This window comes from Parabacteroides sp. AF21-43 (assembly GCF_003635435.1).
GTDB classification, from domain to species: domain Bacteria; phylum Bacteroidota; class Bacteroidia; order Bacteroidales; family Tannerellaceae; genus Parabacteroides; species Parabacteroides distasonis.
The window spans coordinates 47,380-71,359 of record NZ_QTMG01000019.1 but is presented as its reverse complement, the minus strand read 5'-3'; the positions used below and the strand labels follow the sequence as shown (position 1 = coordinate 71,359).

The window sequence follows — 23,980 nt, the reverse complement described above, 5'->3', positions numbered from 1 at the left end:
AACGACTTTGCGCTTGTGAAATGCCATTTTTAGGTTTAAGAAATGGCTTTGCACCCTTGCGAAATGCTTTTTAGATCTCTAAAAATGATTTTACACCGGTGAAATGCCATTTCTAGAATATTTTATGAGAGTAAATGAATTTAAAATTGAATCGAATGTCATTCATAAAGAAGATAGGTCTTGTATGCTTTATCGTCTTCTGCTGTGCGGGATGCCGTAGCGCGGGAGAGAAACCGGTTGAGAGTGCGGCTGCTCCCCGTATTATCAACATCATCAATTTCATCCGCCAGACAGACTACCGGGTGGAGAACGCCGATAGCTTATTGTACGAGACGGTTTGTGAGCAAGTGAAATTGGTGAATAAATATGATTTACCGGCGACCTTTTTATTACAGTACGATGCGTTGATCAATCCATTGTACCAAGATCTGTTGAAAAGTAAACTCAATGATCATTCCGAGATCGGCGCTTGGTGGGAACTTACGCAACCGCAGATCGAGGCCGTCGGGATCAAGTGGCGTGGCGAGCATTCTTGGGTCTCGCACGCGAATATCGCTTTCAGCACCGGATATACGAAAGAAGAACGGGAGCGACTGGTGGATGTCTATATGGCGAAGTTCAAGGAGATATTCGGCACGTACCCGAAATCGATCGGCTCTTGGTTTATCGACGCACATACCTTGGGGTATATGTACGATAAATATAAGATCGTGGCGTCGTGCAACTGCAAGGACCAAGTGGGGACGGATGGTTATACCCTATGGGGTGGTTACTGGAACCAAGCCTATTACCCGAGCCGGGTAAACGCCTATATGCCGGCGCAGACCGAGGAGGGGCAAATCCCCGTTCCTATTTTCCGTATGCTGGGCAGTGATCCTATTTATCAGTATGATGATGGTCTGGGACAAGAGCGTCAAGGGGTGATCTCCTTGGAACCCGTGTATGAGAAGGCGGGCATGGATCGCCGCTGGGTGGATTATTTCTTGGAATCGATCGTGGATCAGCCTTGTCTGGCCTTCAATTATGCGCAAGCGGGACAGGAGAACTCTTTCACGTGGAGTAATATGAGCAAGGGACTGGAGATGCAGATCCCTATCTTGGACTCCTTGAGGAAGGAAAATAAGATCCGGGTGGAGACGCTGGGCGAATCCGGTGCGTGGTTCAAGGAATGCTTCAAGGTTACGCCGGCGACGGCTGTCACTACGTTGACGGATGTCCGTGGAGAAGGCAATAAGACGGTCTGGTTTAACAGCCGTTATTATCGGGCGAACTTATTGTGGGAGAAGGGAACGTTCCGCTTTAGGGATATCCATCTTTTCGACGAGAGCTATAAGTCCGCTTATCTGGAAAAGCCTGGAGACGGGAACCAGTTCTTGTTCTATACCTTGCCCGTCGTGGACGGATTCATGTGGAGCGAGGGACTCGATCGTGCCGGGCTTCGGATCGTCCGATTAGACAAGGATGGAGATAAGGAGGAACTTACCTTGGACCATCCGGTAGTGACGGAGATAGGCAAGGATACCTTGGTAGTTTCCGCCGAAGACTCAAAAGGCCATGCTTTCAAGATCACGTTCTATGAGACCCGCTTCGAGGTAGTCGCTCTATCAAAGGAGGCGGACTTCTCATGGGCTTTAGAGCTAAAGGCTGCGGCAGGGAAGGAGCTACCTTTCACCGTTATAGAGGATAAGGCGGTCAACGCTAGCTTCGATGGTTTCAACTACGTGATCACTTGCGAAAAAGGCCATATAAGGAAACCTGAATCTGGTTCGGATTATGTCTTTAGGATGTTTCCGTCGGATCAGGAAATAGTAATAGATTGTACAAATGCGAGAAAGTAATATGAATATATCAGTTTGGAGAAAATGGGTGATCGTATGGATGGTCGCTGTGCTCAGTGGTTTTCAATTAAGGGCGGCGGATCCTGTGGTCGTCCCGGCGAATACGGAACCGCTGACGATAGAAGGAAATCGTTTTGTCACCTTATGTATCATGATACGTACGACGCCTTGGGAAGTCTCCCGGGATGTCAAGTTACATCCCCGCGATGAGGTGGATTGGCATACGCTTGAGGGAGTGCGGGCCTTGCGGGAGGCTTTCGCCACGAATAACCCGAACGGTCGTCTTACATGGGGATTCACGATGAATGCCTTGGAGGACGGACGGAAGAATTACCGGGAGATCCGTGATTATGTAGTGGAGTGCCAAAAGAAATATGGGGATGAGGTTACTTATTTCCCCGGTTATTTTCCTGCGATGTATCTACCCCGTGAGCGGGTAAACCGTGAGATGTCGGAGGCGATAGAGATCATTTCTAAAATGGTAGGAAATGGTTATCGTCCCCAATCGATTATGGGAGGTTTCTTATCGGCCGATAATCTAAGATATCTGGCGGAGAAAGAGAACATCCATGTGGCGCACGCCGTGATCTGGAGCCAGCATAATATAGACGGTGGTGGCGCTGACGGTTCTCCTTCTTATCCTTTCTATCCCTCGACGGAACACTTCTGCAAGCCGGCGCAGGGAAAAAGCGATTTCATCGATTGCGTGAATCTGGATGGCTGGACGATGGACTTTATCTGTGCCCGCCGTAGCGGACAGACCGGACATGGTATCGATGGATATAACAGCCGTAGAGGTGTCGGCCCGATCGAGACGTACAAAGGTTGGGGGCTTGATTTGGGGCATCGTGAGGTGATGCACACGGAAGCGATTCACTTTGATAAAGGTCTTGAGTTGAATGGCTTTGGCTGGGTAGCCAATATCTGGGAGGCGCAGATGGTACATGAGTTCGGGAAGGATCTCATCTGCGATGCCATGAAGATGTGGGTAACGGGTACCAAGGAACGCTGGCCGGATACTCATTTCGTTACGTTCGGAGAATTTGGCGAACTTTGGAGAAAACAATATAAATCGAACGACGACTGGAACTATCGCTTCGTAGAACGAGGCTCTGGTTTGGGAGACTCTTATAATAACTTGGAGATAAAATGGTTTATGAATAAGGAATTCCGCTTGGCCTTATTACGTGATTGGCATACGAAAAATTCCCCGGCTTATGTCATCGACTTTACCCGTTATGATTTGCCGGCTCATGAACCTGCCGATCCGACCCCGACAAAACCGGCTAAGGATTGGAGCTTGATCAACAAAATCAACCAAAAAGGTCTCCGCCCGCAAGATAAGCCGGTCTTGATCGATAAGTTGGAGAAAGAAGATCAAGATTTGATTCGGAAATATTATCCGGAATTATTTAAATAGTTGGTTTATGAAAAAGATTACCGTTGTTTGTTTAGCTCTTTGCTCCTTTCTTTTTGGGGGAGATCTCTTCTCCGTAAAGGCGCAAATCCTAGAGAAGTTCACATTGCCTACCCCATGGACAGAGGAGGCATTGAAGGCTGAGATTCCTTTACCGGAATATCCGCGTCCACAGATGGTGCGTTCGGAATGGTTGAATCTGAATGGTATATGGGATTATATGGGAGGAAAAGACCTGCTCGATCCTGTTACGGCGACCACTCCTCCAGCCTTTCCCGCGAAAGTAGAAAAGATACGTGTGCCGTATCCTCCGGAATCGGAATTATCCGGTATAGCTCGTGGGGGTGATACTTGTCTGTGGTATAAGCGTAGCTTCTCTGTTCCTCAAGCATGGAAGGGCAGGCATGTATTGTTGAATTTTGGGGCTGTAGATCGGATCTCGTCTGTGTTTGTCAACGGTAAGAAGGTGGGTACCCATACGGGAGGGTACGATGCTTTTAGTTTATATTACTGATTATTTGAAATCCGGTGAAAATGTCCTTGTGGTAGGTGCTTATGATCCTAACGACGGCCGGGCCGCTTCGGGCAAGAACGGCTCACGTGGAGATTATATTTTTACCTCCGGTATCTGGCAAACCGTTTGGCTTGAACCGGTAGAGAAACAATATATTTCTCAGATTAAGCTAGTGCCCGATTTAAAAAATAATCGGTTGGAAGTAATTGCTTATACGGAGGATAAGGAGTTAAAGGTAACGGCTATCGCGGATAATGGTACTTCAGAGGTGGCAAGAACCGAAGGAAATTCCAATATGAGTTTTTACTTGCCTATCCGGGAACCCCGTCTATGGAGTCCGGATGATCCTTTCTTGTATGGTTTGAAATTACAGTTGAAAGATCGAAAGGGTGAGATAATAGATGAGGTATCTTCTTATTTTGGTATGCGTTCTGTTAGTATGGGAAAGGTAGATGGTGTGCTTCGGCCTTTATTGAACGGGGAGTTTGTTTTCCATATCGGTCTTTTAGATCAAGGTTATTGGCCCGATGGCGCATTTACCGCTCCTACCGACAAGGCTTTGTTATATGATATAGAACTGGCGAAACGTGCGGGTTTTAATGTAATACGCAAGCATATCAAAGTAGAGCCTCAACGTTGGTATTATCATTGTGATAGGCTTGGCTTGATGGTTTGGCAAGATATGCCGAATCTTTGGGAGCCGGATGGTGAGGATTCCGTGGCGGTTCGTAAACAGTTCCGTGACGAATTGAAAGTGATGATCGACCAACACGTCAGCTCGCCTTCTATCGTGATGTGGGTCCCGTTTAATGAGAATTGGGGAGCCTTTGAAGTGACAGACATCACAGCTTGGGTGAAAAAGTACGATCCGAATCGTTGGGTAAACGGTATGTCGGGATATAATTACGCTCCGGGCTATCGGAAAACTTATGGAGATCCCGGAAATGGAGATTTCGTGGATATGCATCATTATGGCAAGATCGAGCCTAAGGCGATCCCCCGTCCCGATGATAAACGTGCTGCGTCCCTTGGCGAATTCGGAGGAAAAGGTCTATTTGTGCGTGGGCATATGTGGCCTGTACGCAATGACGCTTATGAGATGATGTTGAATAGAGAGGTCCTGACCGATACCTATGTATTAATGCTTACCGAGCTAGAGCAGATGATAAACTATTTCGGACTAAGCACGGCCATCTATACGCAGACTACAGATGTGGAACATGAGATAAACGGCTTGGTCACTTATGACCGAAAGGTGGAAAAGATGGATCTGGAGAAGGTTAAATACATCAATCAAGAGGTAATCAAATGTACACGGGCAAAATAAAGAATACCTAGTTCAGTTTATGGGAGTGTCCTCGGAAAAGGACACTCCTATTTTATATATTTGGGCATCTTATTTTTCATCTTATAAAAAGGTTGGTAAATGAAAAAAATCGTTGTTGCTTCCGATTCATTTAAAGGCTCAGTATCTTCTATTGAAGTGGCTGAATGTGCCGAGTTGGCGATCCATAAGGTCTTTCCGGATTGCGAGGTCGTGAAAATCCCGGTTGGGGATGGGGGAGAAGGTACCGTGGAGACTTTAATTACGGCGATGGGTGGAGAAGCCGTATCTTGTGTCGTACATGATCCGTTGATGAGGCCGGTCGAGGCCACTTATGGGATACTGGGAGATAATCGTACGGCGGTTATCGAGATGGCGACGGCGAGTGGTCTTACGTTAGTGCCTGTGTCGGAGCGTAATCCCTTGAGAACAGCGACGTATGGAACCGGTGAGTTGATAAAAGACGCTATGGATCGTGGTTGCCGGGATTTCTTGATAGGAATAGGAGGAAGCGCAACGAATGACGGAGGAACCGGTATGTTGCAGGCCTTGGGTTTTCGTTTTCTTGATAGAAACGGGAATGAGCTGGGATTGGGTGGGCAGATCCTTAATCAGATTTATGAGATAGATTGCTCAAGGGCATTATCGCAATTGCGGGAAACTTCATTTACCATAGCCTGCGATGTGAATAACCCTTTTTATGGCGAGAAAGGGGCGGCGTATGTCTTTGCCCGCCAAAAGGGAGCGGACGACGCTATGGTCCGTTTGCTGGATGAGGGCTTGCGAAATTTTGCGGAAGTCATAAAAAGAACGGGACGAATAAAGATAGACGACATTCCGGGTGCGGGAGCCGCAGGTGGCTTAGGTGGAGGATTTGTCGCTTTTCTAAAGGCCGAACTCAAACCCGGCATCCGGATGGTTCTGGATGCCTTACGTTTTGATGAACGTATACGGGGGGCGGATCTTATTATTACGGGAGAAGGTAAACTGGATAAACAGACTTGCATGGGAAAGACCCCATTCGGAGTGTTGCAGGCAGGTATGGGACAGGATATCCCGGTTATCGTAATGGGTGGTTCCGTGGAGGAGGTGGAAGCGCTTAATACATGCGGGTTTCTGGCGGTCTTGCCACTTCTTCCTTATCCGGTTTCCTTGGAGCAGGCGATGGATAAGGATTTCACCTGCCGGAATATTGGGCGTGCCTTGGAACAACAATTGCGTGTAATCCATTACTATATGAATCACTAACACATGGGTATAATGAGTGCATGGGGAGCTTTTATCGGATTATTAGTGTCGATTTTCTTGATTATAAGAAAGGTATCGCCAGTCTATAGCCTTATTTTAGGGGCATTAGTAGGAGGATTATTAGGGGGTGTGTCGTTGCCGGAAACGATCTCTTTAATGATCAGTGGAGTAAATGACGTAACTCCGGCCGTCATTCGGATCTTGACGGCGGGAGTATTGTCGGGGATATTGGTGAAAACAGGTGCGGCGGCTTCTATCTCCAATACGATCATTTATAGATTGGGAGAACGGCATGTGTTTTTTGCGCTCGCTTTCGCTACGATGTTGCTGACGGCTATTGGAGTGTTTATTGATGTTGCTGTTATTACGGTGGCTCCGATTGCGTTGAGCATCGGCCGGAAACTGGCGGTTCCCCGGGGTAGCCTTTTGTTGATGATGATCGGTGGAGGCAAATGTGGCAATATCATTTCTCCAAATCCGAATACGATTATCGCCGCTGAGAATTTTCATGCGGATTTGTACTCTGTCATGTATGCGAACTTGATCCCGGCGTTGGTTGGCTTGTTGTTTACGGTATATGTCATAGGCCGTTTCTTACCCCGGCAAAATGGATTTTATGCGAACGAGGAGATAGATAACCTGCAAGCGGATCTCCCCTCCTTCGCCTCTAGCATGGTCGCTCCGGTAGTGACGATCCTACTGCTGTCGTTTCGCCCTTTATTCCATGTGGCGATCGATCCGATGATAGCCTTGCCCGTTGGAGGAATCGTTGGGATTCTGGCGATGAGGAAATGGTCATTGATTACGGACAGCCTCTCGTATGGACTCAAGAAGATGTCGAATGTCTCGATCCTGTTGGTCGGGACAGGCACTATAGCGGGAGTGATCAAGGCTTCCTCTATCAAGGATGTTTTATTAGATGCGTTATCGCATACGAATATGGGAGAGCTTTTATTGGCTCCGGTTTCCGGCGTATTGATGTCTGCCGCTACAGCCTCTACTACAGCCGGAGCGACAGTTGCCTCTTCGTCATTCGCGGATATTATTATCGCCGCCGGTATCAGTGGTGTCTGGGGAGCCGCTATGATTAATTCCGGTGCTACCGTGCTTGATCATTTGCCGCATGGATCGTTCTTCCACGCTACTGGTGGGGTAGCGGATATAAGCATTCGTGAGCGGTTGAGGCTGATTCCTTATGAGACCGCGATCGGCGCTATTTTGGCCGTTGGGACTATAATTGCTTATCTTACCGTGAATTAATTCTTTTCGTGATAAGGCTTAGTGTTTTCGTTTTGGAGTTATTCCCGAGTGTATTGGTCTACCTTGGATTTACGGTCATACAGATCGCATTTAGCCAGCATGGGTTGTCCGGCTTGCGCTATGTCTCGAAGGAGTGGTTACAGCGGATCGGCACGTATATGAAATGGCAATCCCTTGCACGCTAGTCTCTTTGGATATACTGATATACGATCCGGGATATATCCGCAATGATTGCCGCAGTTGCTTCCGGGCTCTCTTCCGAGTCTTTAGCGAATACCGCAATCGTATATCTTTCTTCATCCGGTAGGAAAACGAAACCTATGTCGTTCGTACCGATCAGTTGCCATCGGGCATTCAGGTCGCCCGTTCCTGTTTTATGCCCGATAATGGCATCGGTTGCCTCTAGCGGTTGAGCCAGCCGATCTTTTCCGGTCTCACATTCGATCATAGTCTGTTTGATGAACGTTTGATGAGGTTCGGTAAAGAGAGGGCGGGATACAAATAGGTCTAGCAGCTTGGCAGCATCCAGCGGAGAAGTCCAATTCTGATAGCATAATCGCAGGTCACGGTGCATATCTTCTTCTGTTTGGGAAATATATAAAGAAGTTGTGAGTGGTAATTTGTTTTGTTCCAGATAATGTATCACGGATAACGTACCTTATTATTCAGTGTAATCGTATCCTCGCCATTGATAATAACTGCGATTCCTACTTGGGCTTTTTTGTTGGCTATAGCTTCTCTCAATAATTTCTTTAATTCTCCTTTCTTGTCTTTGGCTATGACAGGTAGTGCGAATACAAGTAAGATTGAGAGAATCGTGCTAACGTATTTGTTCATGGAATATACCGTTTTTACGCGAAGGTAGGAAATTTTTCCATGTTCGGCTTGCCATTGGGTTATTGTATATTTTTCCAAAGGCGTTTACGATCTCATTATTTGTTTCTCAAAACACGTACGTGTTTTCCTGAATTCTCGTACATGTTTTTGAAAAAACACGTACATGTTTTCCCGAAAATATGATTGATGTTTTATTCTTTTGATTATTAATATATTATAGTGTAAGGTCGTTGAAGTACTTATTGTTTTTTTTACTTCTAGATTAACAGGAAATCTCAAAATGATCTCATCACCATATTGCCTGTCCATATATTTTTGATAATTAACCTTCGGAATTTGGGGCAGCCAAAGAACAAACAATTAAAGGATACTTCGCCTTATGGCAAAGGCGGCTAAACATCATTTGTTCGTGCAGTTCCATGGTTCCAGTAAGCCATCTGGATTACATCGGACTTATCCGAATGAATTTACCCGGGAAGGGACGCTCAATTATGAGAATTTCAAAGGATGTATGGTCACGACCGCGGATCATGATATATCTATGCCTTTTACCCGTTTATTGGCTGGAACTGCCGATTATCATTTAGGTGGGTTTCGGGCTCTTCCGAAAGACAAGTTTAAGATACAACAAAGCAACCCTTATGTCACTAGCACTCGCTGCCATATGCTAGCGATGTATGTCGTATTGGAGAGTTATTTGGGAATGATCTGCGATACTCCGGAAGCTTACGAAGGCCAGCCGGGATTCGAGTTCTTACAAACCGTACCGACTACTTGGGACAAAACGGTCGTACCGGATGCCTCTGTCAATGAGTATGTAGCGATCGCACGTAGGCATGGAGACGATTGGTACGTTGGGGCGATCAACAATAGTCAAGCCCGTAATGTGGAAATAGCCTTGGATTTCCTCGGTAAAGGAGATTATAAAGTAACTCTTTATAAAGATGCGCGAGACACGGATACCAATCCTAATCATCTTATCAAAGATACTTTAACTGTTACCGCAAAGGATAAAATAACAGTACCGCTCGCTTCAGATGGTGGTGCCGCTATGCATATTCAACCCGTATCCTTTTGATAAACTTTATTCTAGATAGAAAAGAGGTTCACTTCAAAAGGAAGGTAGCCTCTTTTCTAGTTATAATACGGGAACACGGCATGTAATTCTCTAGAGAGTTTTGCTTTGAATAGTTTACGATAGTTTTGCTTCATCAATTTTAATTTTCATCTTTGTAGGGAGACAGATGCTAGAGAATCGTTATTATTAATTACAATCTCATGAAGAAACTATTATTTCAGACAACCTTGTTTCTATTATTATGTAGTTGCATAAGTAAAATAGAAAAAACACCAGTAGATTATGTGAATAACCGGATTGGGAATATCAGTCATTTACTTGTGCCTACCTATCCCACTACCCACCTGCCTAACAGCATGTTGCGAATGATTCCGACTCATAATGAGTTTACGACGGATCGTATGGAGGGACTGCCCCTAAATAGTCCTTCCCATAGGCAAGGCCATTCATTGTTGCTGTTGCCTTATAGGGGGGACGTTAAGGAGTTCGGTGGGAATTTAAAATATCGATATGATCATGAGAAATCTACGCCTTATAATTATTCGGTGTATTTGGATGATTTCTCCGTAGGGGTGGATTTTGCGCCTGCTGCTAAATCGGCGATCTATCGTTTTCGGTTTGAGGATTCGGATCGACGGTTGATTTTGTTGAAAGCCAATGGAAAAGGAGAGATCGATATAAAGGATGGAGCTTTGTGTGGATATGATAATTTCGCCGGGATAAAACATTATTTTTATTTGGAGTTTGATGCCCAGCCCATTCAAGTTGATAGCCTCTCTCATTCTTTGGTATTTGCTGAATTTCCGGAATCGAAGGATGTGGTAAATGTTCGTTATGGAATTTCTTATATTGGAGTAGAGCAGGCCAAGCGGAATTTATATAATGAAATCAATGATTTCAATCTGGAGAAATTGGCCTCGCAAGCTCGTGATAAATGGAACGACGTGTTAGGCAAAATAAAGATTGAAGGAGGCACGGAGGATCAAAAGACCACATTTTATACCGCCTTGTATCGGGCGCACGAAAGAATGATCAATATTTCTGAAGATGGTAAATATTTTAGTGCGTATGACGGAAAGATACATGAAGATAATGGGGTGGATTTTTGGGTGGATGATTGGGTATGGGATACCTATCTGGCCCTTCACCCGTTGCAAGTGTTATTGAATCCGGAGGCTCAAGAACAAAAACTGGCGTCTTATATCCGGATGTATGAGCAATCCGGGTGGATACCTACTTTCCCTTGTGTATTTGGGGATGCGCATTGCATGAACGGTAACCATGCGGCAGGTGTCTTTGCGGATGCCTTGAATAAAGGCTTGCGGTTTGACGTGGAAAAGGCTTTCGAGGGTATGAAGCATACGGTGATGACTGAGTCCATGATCCCTTGGTACCGGGGACCTAAAACGGCCTTGGATGATTTTTATCATGAGAATGGCTGGTTCCCCGCTTTGCATCCGGGAGAAAAAGAAGAGTTTACGGAGGTAGGACCATTTGAACAGCGACAAGCGGCAGCCGTAACTACAGCCGCATCCTATGACGATTGGTGTATCGCCCAATTAGCTAAACATTTGGGAAAAGATGAGGATTATCGATTCTTTCAGGATCGTTCTTATAATTACCGGAATGTCTTTAACAAAGAGACTCATTTCTTCCATCCGAAGGATAAAGATGGGAAGTTTATAGAACCGTTCGACTATATTTTTTCCGGAGGTATCGGGGCTAGGGCTTATTTTGATGAGAATAATGCTTGGACCTATAATTGGGATGTACGCCATCATATTCAGGATTTAATAGATCTTTTTGGAGGCAACACTCCTTTTATTGAGAGATTGGATCAGTTATTTGTTGAGGATATGAAAATGTCAAAATGGCAATATTACGCTCTTCATCCGGACGCTACGGGCAATGTCGGGCAATTCGTGATGGGAAATGAGCCTAGTTTCCATATTCCTTATCTGTATAACTACGCCGGTCAACCGTGGAAGACGCAAAAACGGATTCGTATGCTTATGGAAAGTTGGTTCAGGAATGATCTGATGGGTGTTTGTGGTGATGAGGATGGTGGTGGAATGTCGGCTTTCTATGTATTCTCCGCTTTAGGTTTCTATCCGGTTTCTCCGGGAGTGCCTGTTTATACGATAGGTAGTCCTTTATTTGATAAATCGGAGATTCAGTTGGCGAACGGGAAAGTGTTTACCATGATCGCTCATGGGGTTTCGTGGGAAAATAAATACATTCAATCCGCTAAGTTGAATGGCGCCGAGTATAATAAGACGTGGTTTACTCATGAGGATGTCATGAAGGGAGGAACATTAGAATTGTTTATGGGAGACCGCCCTAATAAGAAGTGGGGAGTGGGAGAAGGTGCGAATCCTCCTTCTGGTGAGTTTGTCGATTGATTTGGTTTGACGGCATGATTCTACGGTCAAAGATTCGTGAAATCATTTTGTAGATGTTATCTTTGCGTAAGTAAGTTACGAACAAGTGATTTATTCGTAAGTGACAAATAAACAGGAGGAGATATATTATGGCAACGAAGCAAATTCCATATGGCCTGACGGATTTCGAGCGAATCCGTACCGCCAATTATTATTATGTTGATAAGACTCGCTATATTGCGGAGGTGGAGCGGAACGCAAGTTTCTTTTTCCTTATCCGCCCGCGCCGTTTCGGGAAGTCGCTATTCTTGAATGTCCTCAGATGGTATTATGACGTGAACCGTAAGGATTCTTTTGAGGAACTCTTCGGCGACTTATATATCGGCTCCCATCCGACCCCGGAGCAGGGACAATATCTTGTACTGGATTTCAATTTCGCAGGCGTGAACCCAGATCCTGACGAGTTGATCCGCTCTTTTAATGATCACTGTGCCGCTCGTTTCCGGGAGTTTGCCTACTACTACGAACGTTTCTTCAATCCGGGCTTCCGGGAGAAAATGGAGAGTCTGCCAAATGCTGACGAGAAGTTGACCTACACGATCAGTGAGGCTAAACGCTTGAATCTCTCTATCTATCTCTTCATTGACGAGTATGATAACTTCACCAACGCTATCCTCGCCAATATGGGTGAGAAGCATTACAAGGCATTGACACACGGTACGGGCTTCTTCCGTTATTTCTTCAACAAACTGAAAGAAGGGGCTACGGGCGATGGCCCTATCAAGCGCATGTTTATCACTGGGGTATCTCCAGTGACGATGGACGACGTGACCAGCGGTTTCAATATCGGAGCCAACATGACGACAGATTACCGCTTTAATGGAATCATAGGTTTTAGCGAGGGAGAGGTACGGGAGATGCTGGCCTATTACAAGAGCGAGACAGGTTTTGAGGATAGTGTGGACGATCTGATCAACTTGATGAAGCCGTGGTACGATAACTACCGTTTCTCTACGAAGAGTCTGGACGAGCCTATGTACAACTCGGATATGGTACTGTATTTCATCAGCAATTACCTGCCCTTGAGATCGGCCCCGGATAAGATGATCGACAACAACATCCGCACGGACTACAACAAGCTCCGCCATTTGATCCGTCTCGACAAGCGGTTCGGCACGAACGCTTCGATCATCCAGGAGATCGTGAACAACGGCGAGACCACCGCAGTAATCAAGGATGCTTTTCCTGCCGAGGATATCGCCAAGCCGGACAACTTCAAGAGCCTGCTTTACTATTTCGGGTTGCTCTCCATCAAGGGTACCAAGCGTGGAGATACCCTTCTGGGCGTTCCCAACCTGACGGTACGTGAGCAATTATATACCTATCTGATCGAGGCTTACCGGGAAGCTGATGTCTTCTCAATAGAGTTATACAAGCTTCATGATCTGGTAAAGGACATGGCTTACGACGGAGACTGGAAGCCTGTGTTCGAGTATTTTTCCTCCGAGCTGGAGCGGCAGAGCGCTATCCGCGAGTTCATAGAGGGGGAGGCGCACGTGAAAGGTTTCCTACTGGCTTATCTAGGCTTGACCCGTACCTATATAATTTATCCGGAGTATGAGGCCAACAAGGGGTACGCCGATTTCTACATGATGCCCGACTTGATCCACCAGCCCGAGATAGGCTTTAGCTATATCGTGGAGGTGAAATACGCCCGTCGGGACGCTTCCGAAACGGAAATCGAGGCGTTGAGAGCCGAGGCCGCCATCCAGTTACGCCGTTACGCCGCAGACCCGAAGGTTCACGCTACTAAGGGGGATACGGAGCTTCGTCTTGTCACCTTGGTCTTTAAGGGTTGGAAGCTTGCTGTTTGCGAGATGGACTTGGCTTGATTTTGTTTTTATGCTATTTTTGATGGTAGATAATAATACGTTTAATCATCAAAAAAGGAGATATGAGCAAGAGAAAGAATAACCGCTTGGGCAAGGCGGGCATCACATTTTATACCTATGCCACCGAACGCATCCGGGAGAAACGTTTAGCGGGGAAACATAACACTGCCGATTTATATAGGACGACCCGTAATTGGATCTGCGCCTTTCTGGGTAGGAGAAACCTTCTTTTCCCGGAGATAACCCCGGGCTTAATAAGCCGTTTTGTCGCTTATCTGCAATCCGCCGGCTTGCGAGTGAATACCGTGAATACATACCTCAGCAACTTTCGCTCGATTTATAACCAAGCTTGTCGGGATGGTCTGTTGCCGGCTTGCGTCGTATCGCCTTTCGCGTACTTGAACTTGAAGCGGGAAAGAGCCGGATCTAGGGCGTTGGGAAACGAGTCGCTCCGGGAGATCGTGACCTTGAAGTCTGAGGAGCCGGATTTGGCGTGCGTGATCGACTATTGTACGTTCGCCTATTTATCTTGCGGCATGCCTTTCGCGGATATGGCTCGCTTGACTACGGCGAACCTGTATGGCGAGGAGATCGTATATCGGCGTAAGAAGACGGGGACCTTAATCCGTGTCGGGATAACAGCGGGGATGCGGCGGTTGATTAATAAGTATGCGGACGCTTCTTCCCCGTACCTTTTCCCTATTTTATCTCCGGGTAGAGAGGTAGGGCATGAGGAATACAAGGCGATACTGCGTTCGTATAATAACTCGTTGAAGAAGATCGGTCGTGCGCTATCTCGTCCCATTCATCTGACCTCGTATGTTTTCCGCCATACATGGGCAACGAACGCCTTGCGGAAACAAGTCCCTTTATCGATCATTAGCCAAGCGTTGGGGCATACCTCGGAAAAAACAACACGTTTTTATCTGGCCTCTTTGGAACAGTCAGAATTGAATCGTGCGAACGCTAGGGTGACGGAAGAGGTGGATTTGCTTTTGGCGGCTGGATGATACCCTTATTCGCGAAATAAGGGGAATAGCCTATTCAGCATAAAAATTACCTATAATAGGCTATTTTCAACGGAAGGCTTGGCAAATGTAAAAAATATTATTGATAAACAATCACTTTTATCTATTTATTAAGAAATAGGAATTGAAGGGGATACAGATATCGTATCCTCTAATTAATCCAAATTTATGCTTATTGCGCATATATCGTGGATATGCGGTTAAAAATAGTGGTTATACGTGTTTTTTTTAGTTTATGTTGGACGTGCGATATCTCCTCCCCTTATTTCGCGAATAAGGGTGATAAACATTATTAAAAGGTAACGCCTCACTACCACGGGGCATTAAAGACAAAAAACATCATGGCAGAAGAAAAGACCATCTTGACCGTAGATCTGTACGACAACGTGTTAACCGAGAAAGCCGGTGATTACACCGGAAAGATCCGCATCACCGGAACCACGCGGACCTCAGACATCTCGAACCGCATCGTGAAGAAACGTACCGAGTATCGTCCGGAGACGATCACCAACATCCTCGACCTCTCCTACGACGAGATGATCGAGGCCCTCGCCCAAGGCCGTTGCGTGGTGAACAAGTTCGGGCAATGGCTGCTCACTATCAACGGCTCGTTCGACGGAAAGAAATCAGACTTCCGCTCTACGGAGAATAAGATCACCGTAATGTTCACCCCCAGCGCCACCCTCCTGAAGGCGCTAGAAAACATCTACGTGAACGCCGACGTAGCCACTGTGGGCCCGATGATCGAGAGCCTCACGGATTCTACCACGAAGGAGAAGAACCTCCATATCACTCCGAACGCCCCGGCCATCATCTTCGGCAGCACGCTGCTTATCAAGGGGGATGATCCATCTGTAGGCGTCTACTTCACCAAGGACGAGGAGGGCGCCACGCCCGTGAAGGTCTCCCTTATCGTACGTAACACCAAGAGCGAGATCATCATCCAGATCCCTCCACTCGCCGAGGGGCAGTACTGGCTGAGTGTCACTACGCAGGCAGGTGCGGGCTATTCTCTCGTAAAAGACCCACGCACCTACAAATTTCCCATACTCCTGACCGTTGGCGTAGGAGGAGGAGGCGACAGTGAAAGCCCGGACGAGATCTAGGCGCATAGCGGGATGGGAGAGCCTCTATACCTAGGGTAGGGAACACTGTTGCTCCCAGCCATGGGAACCGAGGCTTTCCCATGCCTATCAACCGGGGCTTTCCCACCCATGGGAACACCGTTGTTCCCATCCCCCTTACTAACGAATGTTAAATCATTTATTCATTATAAATTTATAATTCATGAGAAAACAACTTTTACTAATGCTGATCCTTTGCCTGTCGGCCACGATGGTCTGGGCGGAAAGGATAGATGTGTCCACGGCCCGCAAGGTGGCGGAGAACGTGGCTAATGCGGGTTCGGGCTTGCGCTCGGCTGGAGACTTATCGTTGGTTTATGCGGCGGCACCGGGAAAATCAAGTTCTGCGTTACGAAGCGGGACGGTTGATGGTGCTGTGGACTATTTCGTGTTTAATGTACCGGGAAACAAGGGATTCGTGATCGTCTCCGGTGATGATCGTGCTTATCCGGTTCTGGGACAATCGGACGAGGGTAATTTTGATCCGAATAATTTGCCGGACAACTTGCGTGCGATGTTAGCTTTCTATCAAAGCCAGATCACTTATGCCGAACGTAAAGACTTGGAAGCCTCGGTGAATATCCAATCCGAGTGGGGGCGATACCTAGCTGGTAATTTGAGGGCGGCTTCTACCGAGGTACTGCTTACGACCGCAAGGTGGGATCAAGGAGATCCGTACAATCGGCAGACACCCATCATTGATGGATACCATGCTGTAACCGGATGTGTAGCTACGGCACTTGCCATTGTCATGAGATATCATGAGTATCCGGTAGAGACTGTTACTAGCAGTAATAGAGTAAATGAATATTGGAGTGGACTTCCTGTTTCCTACGGGCCGTATGAGTGGGACAAGATGCCTCTTATTTATAAAGATGGAGAATTTACGGAGGAAGAGGCAAATACTGTAGCGTCCTTGATGTGGCAGATTGGGGCCAATGTTGATATGGGGTATTCTGTTGATGTAAGTGGAGCTAATACAAAGAATGCGATAGAGAGGCTTAACTCTGTATACGGTTATAGTGATGGCTTGCGATACGTTAATAAATCGGATTATCGTTGGACAGAATGGAAAAAGTTGGTAAGAGATGAATTGGAAAGTAATCGACCTGTTATTTACAGTGGGAATAATAGCGAAGGTGGCCATGCTTTCATTTGTGATGGCTATAAGGAAGATGAGGCTTTTCATATTAACTGGGGGTGGGGAGGTATCAGCAATGGATATTTTTTACTTTCCGCATTGGATTCCGACGGCGGGGATGATCCTTACGTTTTATATGGGATGGGAATAGGTATACGTCCTCCAAAGGCTGGTGATACGAAAATATATATGTTGAAGTATTTGTCTCTTGAACTATCAGGTCAACTAGCGGTAAATACAGATTTTACGATTAACGTAGGTGCGAAAAATATAGGGAATGCAGAGTTCTACGGTTCAGTGGATATGGCCGTGATCGGAGCGGATGGAAAAATCAAGAAGCGTATCAGTACGCCATCACCAGAGGTTTCAATTTGGATGCAAAAGTCTACATATTGGGATTTCAAATGCCAGCTGACCGAGGCTCTAGCAGAGGGAGAGAAAATTCTTCCGGTTTATTCAAGGGATGGAGAGAATTGGGTAGTCATGACAGGTACGGCTGAGGCTCCTTTATATATTGATATGAATGGAGTGCGAAATTCAAATGATGATCCGGACGATCCGAATGTAAGACCTATAAATGTGAGCATTCGTTGGAATGGTTTTGATGACAAGTATTTGGCAATAACGGGTTTGGATAACTCTGAATATAACGATTACAATACAGATAGGATTTCTTACGGTCTCGCCAATGTGGCGGAAAATGTCATTTTGCGTTATACCTTGAAAGATTATGCCGCATGGAAAGGACAATTGAATGTTTATTATGGTGATCGCGATATTTATAAAGCAAATCAAGGGACAAAGGCCGAGATCGGTACAGATGGCTCTTTCGACGTGCCGGTGAGCCTGGAGCAAATCACTAATGGGTCATATATAAATTATCTCAAGGTGCTGTCTGCCAAGGCTGGCGAGTTGGTTTACGATATTCAAATATATATCGAATCCGATATGGTTAATTCTAAGGGTGGGGTAAAAGATAAATCGATGGTATTTTTGAATCGCATCGAAGGAAAGATTACTCCAGACCCTGTCATTGGAACCGTGAATACGGAAATACCTTTCACTTATACTTTTGATAAGGCAGATCCTTGTCTTGTGGGAAAAGAGGTTAAACTATCTACATCTTTAGTTGCAGAGTCAATAGACCAAATTAAGTTATATTATGTAGATGGCGAACAGAAGACAGAACTTAAACTAGAGACGATTGATAAGAATTATCATTATACAAAAGAGCCATTAGCTGTCGGTAATCTTGCGGAGGGGGCTAGTTATCGGTTCTTGCTAAGTTCGGGGCGGCCAATTACAGAAGATGAATACGCAAATGTGTCTGTTTCTGTTGGGACTGTGGGAGGAAAGAGTGTTCCCACCGATAATAAGAACGCAAGTCTTATCATATCGGAAACTCCGATAACAACCCATAAGGTCCAAGTGAATTTGCAAGATTTGACTGTCCAAGACGAGGTGACAACTGTCATAGACCAGAAGTCCTTGGTGCTTGTATTACTTCCGAGTATGGGATATCAACTTCCATCTTCAGTTACGATTACGATGGACGGGAATACCCTAGATCCGGAAATCTATAGTTATAATCCAGCGAATGGATATGTATATATCAATAGCGTGACCGGCGATATCGTCATCACTGCTAAAGCCGATCCGATCCAAGCCGCCACATATCCCGTTAAGGCTAATTTGTCGAATCTGTCTTCTTCCCCTGCCATCGTAGACGCTACGACCGTGAAAGAAGGAGAGGCATTCTCTTTTACCTTATCAGCGAATAGCGGTTACATGCTTCCGTCAACGATTACGATAAAGATGTCCGGTTCCACTTTAGAGGCAGGAAAGGGATATACCTACGATGCCAAGACAGGCAAAGTAGAGATATTGAATGTGAGAGGTGAGGTAGCCATTACCGCTGAAGGAGTGTCTGAACCATCCGTTTATAAGATAACGGCAGAATTGAAGAACCTAACCTCCACGCCGGCCATTACCTCGGCTACGACCGTGAAGGAAGGCGAATCGTTCACTTTCACCTTGAAAGCCGCTACGAACTACAAGCTTCCGGATGCGATCAGTATCTTGAAGGGCAATGACGCATTGACAGCGGAAGAGTTCACCTACGACGCTAAAACGGGTAAAGTCGTGATCAAGGCAGTTTCCGGTGACTTGACCGTGAAAGCTTCCGGTATTGATGATCGCCATTATGAGGTGATACTCAATTTGGCTGGAGTTACTTCCGAACCTGCTTCTTTTGATCCGGTATTAGTTAATGGCAAAGTTGAATTGACCTTGAAGGCGGCTGAAGGTCATATACTTCCAACCACGATCACGGTGAAGATGGGTGATAAGACCTTGGTTGCCGGTACGGATTATACCTATAACACTTCCACAGGAGCTTTCTCTTTGGCGAAGATTACAGGGAAGCTCTCCATTACCGCACAAGGTGTGAAAAAGAGCTATTCAGTTACCGCTACATTGGCAAATATAACTTCCGATATCAAGTCGGACACTAAAGTTCAATTTGGTGAAGCCTTCGCTTGTGTACTTTCCGCAAATGAGGGTTATACACTTCCAACTGAGATCACGGTAACGATGGGTGGTAAAACATTGGTAGACGTAACTGATTATACCTATGATGCCGCTACGGGAAAAATCTCTTTGAAGAAAGTAACCGGTGAGTTAGCGATCACGGCGCAAGGCGTACAGAAGAGCTATGCGGTAGCCCTTACGTTAAAAGACTTGACTTCTGATATCTCGCAAGGCAAGAAGATTAAACATGGTGAGACCCTGACCGGTAAGTTGTCTGTAGTGACCCCACAGTACGGGCTTCCTTCCACGATCGAGGTGATGATGGGTGGTAAAGTGCTGGCTGCTGGTTCCGGTTATTCCTATGATCCGAAGACCGGGGAGATAGAAATAAAGAACGTAACCGCTGAGGTTTCCATTAAAGCTTCTGGTGCGGAGATCTTCCAAGTGAAAGAACAGACCGAGAACATAGAGATTAAGACTTCCGGAGAGACTGTGAAAGAAGGAGAGCCATTCAAATGTGAATTAGCACCAGCTACGGGATACAAATTCCCTTATGTCATAAAGGTGATGATGAATGGTCGTTTGTTGAAGCAAAAGAATTTGCTTAGGGCAGCAGGTTCTGAGTACTATACGTATGACAATACGACGGGAATAATCGAGATTGAGAATGTGGATGGCGAGATCGTTATTGAGGCGAAAGGTGTACAAGAGGGCTTCTTTGAGGTAATCCCGAATCTTGTTAACCTCACTTCCGATCCGGCTTCTTTCGAGCCTTTGGCTAAGGATTCCAAAGTGGAACTTACGCTGAAAGCAGCCTCCGGCTATACGCTCCCGACATCCATTACTGTGAAGATGGGAGAGAATACGCTAGCGTCTACGGATTATACATACAATTCTGGCACGGGTGCTTTCGCATTGGAGAAGATCACGGCTACCTTGGTGATTACGGCGGCAGGTAATAGGATTCCGGATCCGGAACCAGAACCGGAGCCAACCCCGACCACCTACATGGTGACATTGCCGGTTGTAGAGGGCGCTACCTTGATTGCGGAGTCTTCCACGAATGTAGAATCCGGCAAGAGTTTTGCGTTCACGCTGACTTTGAAGGACGGCTACAGTGCGCCTCAACTGACAGTGAAAGCGAATGGCTCAGTACTTGGTCCGGTATCAAGCGGCCGTTATGTGATTGAGAAAGTAACGAGTAATATCGTTGTTACCGTAACAGGCATCGTGAAAGATAATCCTACTGATAACGCAGAGGTAGATCCCAATGGCTTGCGAGTATGGGGAGAGAATGGGCGATTGCATATCCAGACTCCTGTTATGGACACAGCTTGTATCGTTACATTCGAAGGGCGTTTGTATAGGAACTTATCTTTGCCTGTAGGCGAGACTATCACGAGTATTCCACAAGGGTCTTATATAATTTATATTGGCAACCAATCCTACAAGATCCGCTTCTAGCCATTCTTGAGGAATCATAGGAAGGCGAGTCATTTGCGAGTGGCTCGCCTTTCTTGTTTAATAAATCTTAATATTTACCGGGGATATAAGTATCGTAAGCCATTAGAAAGTATATTCATGCGTAATCTCAATTTATTTATCATGAAATGTATATCTATCTACTTTGTGACCCTATTGTTACTGATGTCGGGCTGTGAATCCGGACGGAGGATCCTCTTAAAAGATCTTCGTTGTGAGAACTTGGAGAATCCGGTCGCGATCGACAATACCCATCCCCATTTTAGCTGGAAAATCGAGACAGACGGGCAAACTATGCGGCAAGCGTATTTTGAGATACAAGTAGCCACGGATAGTTCCTTGCTGGCTCAAGGCAAAGCCGATCTATGGAATTCAGGTAAGGTGGAATCGTCCGCTTCCGTGATGGTCCCTTATCGAGGAAAAGAGTTGCGATCTAGTGTGCTGGCCTATTGGAAAGTCCGGGTATGGGGCGATAAGGGGGAATCCTCGGATTGGAGTCCAATCAATCGCTTTGGGATCGGGCTTTTGGATAAAGCGGAATGGCAAGGGAAATATATAGGGATGCCGGATGAGAGGAACCCGATGTTAAGGAAAAAGTTCGAGCTTCAAGATAGTGATGCCACATTACTCCTTCATGTAAACTCCTTAGGGTATCATGAGATCTATTTAAATGGGAGGAAGGTATCAGAAGATGTTCTCTCGCCTGCGGTATCTCAATTAAACAAAAGATCATTATCGGTGACGTACGATCTTACGCCGTACGCAAAGCAGGGAATAAACGACTTATGGGTCTGGTTGGGCCGTGGTTGGTACAGAAAAGCTACTTTTAATGCCGTTCATGATGGGCCGTTGGTTAAACTGCAATTGGACGAGATTCAAAGAAATGGCACTACAAGTACGTTACTTGTTACAGATAGCTCTTGGGAAGGCCGGGGAAGTATGTATGGTGAGACTGGTACCGGTACTTGGTATCCCCATCAATTCGGGGGTGAATGTGTGGATGGGCGGAAGGCGTTGCCGGATTTGACAACGGCTACGCTTGACAAACTGGATTGGACGCCGGTATTGGAGGTGGAGGTACCCGGGATAGAGGTAAGTCCCCAGATGTGTGAACCTAATCGAATACAAGAGATCATCCGTCCCAAGGAAATCAAGCAGATAGGGGACAGTATTTGGCTCGTAAATATGGGAAAGGCGTTAAATGGTTGGGTTGAGCTGAGTTTCCCAAAATTACCGGAAGGTCACCGGGTCCGTATGGAATATACGGATTGGTTAAATGAAAACGAAGATTTCAAGCCACAAGAGGAGAACGGACAGTATGAGGATTGGTATATCGGTTCCGGACAAGGCAAAGAGGTATTCCGGAATAAATTTAACCATCATGCGTTTCAATATATAAGGATATCCGGTTTGGCGAAAGCCCCCGAGGAGGTGACCGGCTATCTGATTCATACGGATTATAAGGATGCCTCGTCCTTCGAGTGCTCGGATCCGGACTTGAATGCTATCTACGCGATGATCAAATATACTTTCAAGAACCTAGCTTTCAGTGGTTATATCGTAGACTGCCCGCATTATGAGCGTATGGGATACGGTGGGGATGGAAATGCCTCTTGTAAGAGTTTCCAGACATTGTATGAGGGCTCTTCCGTGTATATGAACTGGATGCAGATGTGGCAGGATTGCATCCGTGAGGATGGGGGTATGCCGCATTGCGTACCGAATCCATACCCGGCGGGAGGTGGTCCGTATTGGTGTGGCTTTATTATCACGGGATCGTGGCAGACTTATTTGAATTATGGGGATAGCCGTCTGATCGAGCGATATTATCCGGTTATGCGACATTGGTTGCGTTATGTGGATGCGTATACGGTCGATGGGTTGCTGAAACGTTGGCCAGATACGGATTATCGGGCATGGTATTTAGGGGATTGGTTGGCTCCGGCGGGTGTCGATTATACGGCGCAGTCATCGGTAGATCTGGTTAGCAACTGCTTTATAAGCGATTGCCTCACTACGATGGAGAAGATCGCGAAGGTATTGGGGAAAGTGGAGGATGCCGCTAAGTATAAAGAGCGTTGCCAACGATTGAACGAGCTTATCCAGAAGACTTTCTATGATCCGGAGAAGAAACAGTACGCTACAGGCTCCCAGATCGATCGGATTTATCCGATGTTGGTCGGCGTGACAGATGAACAGCATATGCCCGAGGTAAAGGAAGGTTTATATCGAGAGACTTTGGAGAATTGTAAGGGCCATATCGGTTCCGGTTTGGTGGGTGTTACGATCTTGACCGATTGGGCGATAAAGAACGGAGAGGCTGATTTTCTCTATTCCATGCTGAAAAAGAGAGAGCAACCGGGATATCTATATATGATCGATCAAGGGGCTTCTACGACTTGGGAATACTGGTCGGGAGAACGTAGTAAGGTTCATAATTGTTTCAATGGCATTGGCGCTTGGTTCTGTCAGGCGATCGGAGGGATCTTGCCGGATGAGGATAGGCCGGGCTATAAACATTTCTTTATCAAACCGCAAGTGCCGGATGGCGTGACGTGGGCGAGGGTGGCGAGAGAGACCCCTTACGGTACGGCATGTGTGTCTTGGACAATGGAGAACCGATCGCTTTCCCTTGATCTGGAGATACCAGCGAATAGTACGGCGACCTTTATCGCTCCATTTAACGTATCGAATTGTGTGTTAGATGGGAATAATGTAGAAATATCGGCGGGTTCGATCTTGTTGGAAAGTGGAAAACACACCCTATCGCTGTTTGCGGAATAGGAATCATATGATTCCCTTTTTGTTGACTTATGTTAATAGCTGTTTTTTAATTATTACGCCGTAAGTGTTTTATTCTATTGAAGGGTATATAGTATAAAAGGCT

The 23,980-nt window shown here is 46.2% G+C and carries 12 protein-coding genes and 2 pseudogenes; 13 read left to right on the top strand and 1 reads right to left on the bottom strand.

Annotated features, from left to right (window positions below):
• The first annotated feature begins 155 nt into the window (after window positions 1–155).
• The 6 genes from DWX84_RS13760 to DWX84_RS13740 all read left to right on the top strand — a co-directional run bounded on the left by DWX84_RS13760 (window position 156) and on the right by DWX84_RS13740 (window position 7,601).
• A complete protein-coding gene (locus DWX84_RS13760) occupies window positions 156–1,838 on the top strand; it encodes a hypothetical protein (protein ID WP_172618165.1) in 1,683 nt (560 codons plus the stop codon).
• Entirely contained in the window at window positions 1,825–3,258 is a 1,434-nt protein-coding gene (locus DWX84_RS13755; protein WP_005863528.1) for a DUF3863 domain-containing protein, read from the top strand. The genes DWX84_RS13760 and DWX84_RS13755 overlap by 14 nt, the downstream gene beginning before the upstream one ends.
• 7 nt (window positions 3,259–3,265) lie before the next feature.
• A complete protein-coding gene (locus DWX84_RS21870) occupies window positions 3,266–3,769 on the top strand; it encodes a sugar-binding domain-containing protein (RefSeq protein WP_005863526.1) in 504 nt (167 codons plus the stop codon).
• Window positions 3,747–5,096, top strand: a complete 1,350-nt coding sequence (locus DWX84_RS13750) for a glycoside hydrolase family 2 protein (protein WP_229103441.1) — start codon at window positions 3,747–3,749, stop codon at window positions 5,094–5,096. Before DWX84_RS21870 ends, DWX84_RS13750 begins: the two co-directional genes overlap by 23 nt.
• Window positions 5,097–5,195: 99 nt before the next feature.
• The gene (locus DWX84_RS13745; protein ID WP_121960704.1) at window positions 5,196–6,341 is read left to right on the top strand and encodes a glycerate kinase; all 1,146 of its coding nucleotides are present in this window, start codon (window positions 5,196–5,198) and stop codon (window positions 6,339–6,341) included.
• 12 nt (window positions 6,342–6,353) lie between these two features.
• A complete protein-coding gene (locus DWX84_RS13740) occupies window positions 6,354–7,601 on the top strand; it encodes a GntP family permease (protein WP_005863520.1) in 1,248 nt (415 codons plus the stop codon).
• Window positions 7,602–7,782: 181 nt separating this feature from the next.
• Here DWX84_RS13740 and DWX84_RS13735 read toward each other — a convergent pair.
• Window positions 7,783–8,438 (bottom strand): annotated as a pseudogene (locus tag DWX84_RS13735) (serine hydrolase).
• Between the two features lie 379 nt (window positions 8,439–8,817).
• Between DWX84_RS13735 and DWX84_RS13720 the strand changes: the two are divergent.
• From DWX84_RS13720 to DWX84_RS13690, 7 genes and pseudogenes are all read left to right on the top strand, one after another.
• A pseudogene (locus tag DWX84_RS13720) lies at window positions 8,818–9,516 on the top strand (glycoside hydrolase family 97 catalytic domain-containing protein); the annotation flags it as partial.
• Between the two features lie 200 nt (window positions 9,517–9,716).
• The gene (locus DWX84_RS13715) at window positions 9,717–11,918 is read left to right on the top strand and encodes a GH92 family glycosyl hydrolase (RefSeq protein ID WP_005863513.1); all 2,202 of its coding nucleotides are present in this window, start codon (window positions 9,717–9,719) and stop codon (window positions 11,916–11,918) included.
• A 128-nt stretch (window positions 11,919–12,046) separates the two neighbouring features.
• Window positions 12,047–13,789 carry an ATP-binding protein gene (locus tag DWX84_RS13710; protein ID WP_005863511.1) on the top strand — a complete coding sequence of 581 codons (1,743 nt, stop codon included), beginning with the start codon at window positions 12,047–12,049 and terminating at the stop codon, window positions 13,787–13,789.
• A gap of 62 nt (window positions 13,790–13,851) precedes the next feature.
• A complete protein-coding gene (locus DWX84_RS13705; RefSeq protein WP_005860121.1) occupies window positions 13,852–14,799 on the top strand; it encodes a site-specific integrase in 948 nt (315 codons plus the stop codon).
• A gap of 359 nt (window positions 14,800–15,158) precedes the next feature.
• Entirely contained in the window at window positions 15,159–15,923 is a 765-nt protein-coding gene (locus DWX84_RS13700; RefSeq protein WP_121960703.1) for a DNA-binding domain-containing protein, read from the top strand.
• A 181-nt stretch (window positions 15,924–16,104) separates the two neighbouring features.
• Window positions 16,105–21,075, top strand: coding sequence for a C10 family peptidase (locus DWX84_RS13695; RefSeq protein WP_122297297.1), 4,971 nt, complete (start codon window positions 16,105–16,107; stop codon window positions 21,073–21,075).
• Window positions 21,076–21,192: 117 nt separating this feature from the next.
• Entirely contained in the window at window positions 21,193–23,877 is a 2,685-nt protein-coding gene (locus DWX84_RS13690) for a family 78 glycoside hydrolase catalytic domain (RefSeq protein ID WP_122377535.1), read from the top strand.
• The last annotated feature ends 103 nt before the right edge of the window (window positions 23,878–23,980 follow it).

Excerpts from the sequence above, each read along its gene's own strand:
- DWX84_RS13760 (WP_172618165.1), top strand. The coding sequence starts at position 156 with ATGTCATTCATAAAGAAGATAGGTCTTGTATGCTTTATCGTCTTCTGC.
- DWX84_RS13755 (WP_005863528.1), top strand. The coding sequence starts at position 1,825 with ATGCGAGAAAGTAATATGAATATATCAGTTTGGAGAAAATGGGTGATC.
- DWX84_RS21870 (WP_005863526.1), top strand. The coding sequence starts at position 3,266 with ATGAAAAAGATTACCGTTGTTTGTTTAGCTCTTTGCTCCTTTCTTTTT.
- DWX84_RS13750 (WP_229103441.1), top strand. The coding sequence starts at position 3,747 with ATGCTTTTAGTTTATATTACTGATTATTTGAAATCCGGTGAAAATGTC.
- DWX84_RS13745 (WP_121960704.1), top strand. The coding sequence starts at position 5,196 with ATGAAAAAAATCGTTGTTGCTTCCGATTCATTTAAAGGCTCAGTATCT.
- DWX84_RS13740 (WP_005863520.1), top strand. The coding sequence starts at position 6,354 with ATGAGTGCATGGGGAGCTTTTATCGGATTATTAGTGTCGATTTTCTTG.
- DWX84_RS13715 (WP_005863513.1), top strand. The coding sequence starts at position 9,717 with ATGAAGAAACTATTATTTCAGACAACCTTGTTTCTATTATTATGTAGT.
- DWX84_RS13710 (WP_005863511.1), top strand. The coding sequence starts at position 12,047 with ATGGCAACGAAGCAAATTCCATATGGCCTGACGGATTTCGAGCGAATC.
- DWX84_RS13705 (WP_005860121.1), top strand. The coding sequence starts at position 13,852 with ATGAGCAAGAGAAAGAATAACCGCTTGGGCAAGGCGGGCATCACATTT.
- DWX84_RS13700 (WP_121960703.1), top strand. The coding sequence starts at position 15,159 with ATGGCAGAAGAAAAGACCATCTTGACCGTAGATCTGTACGACAACGTG.
- DWX84_RS13695 (WP_122297297.1), top strand. The coding sequence starts at position 16,105 with ATGAGAAAACAACTTTTACTAATGCTGATCCTTTGCCTGTCGGCCACG.
- DWX84_RS13690 (WP_122377535.1), top strand. The coding sequence starts at position 21,193 with ATGCGTAATCTCAATTTATTTATCATGAAATGTATATCTATCTACTTT.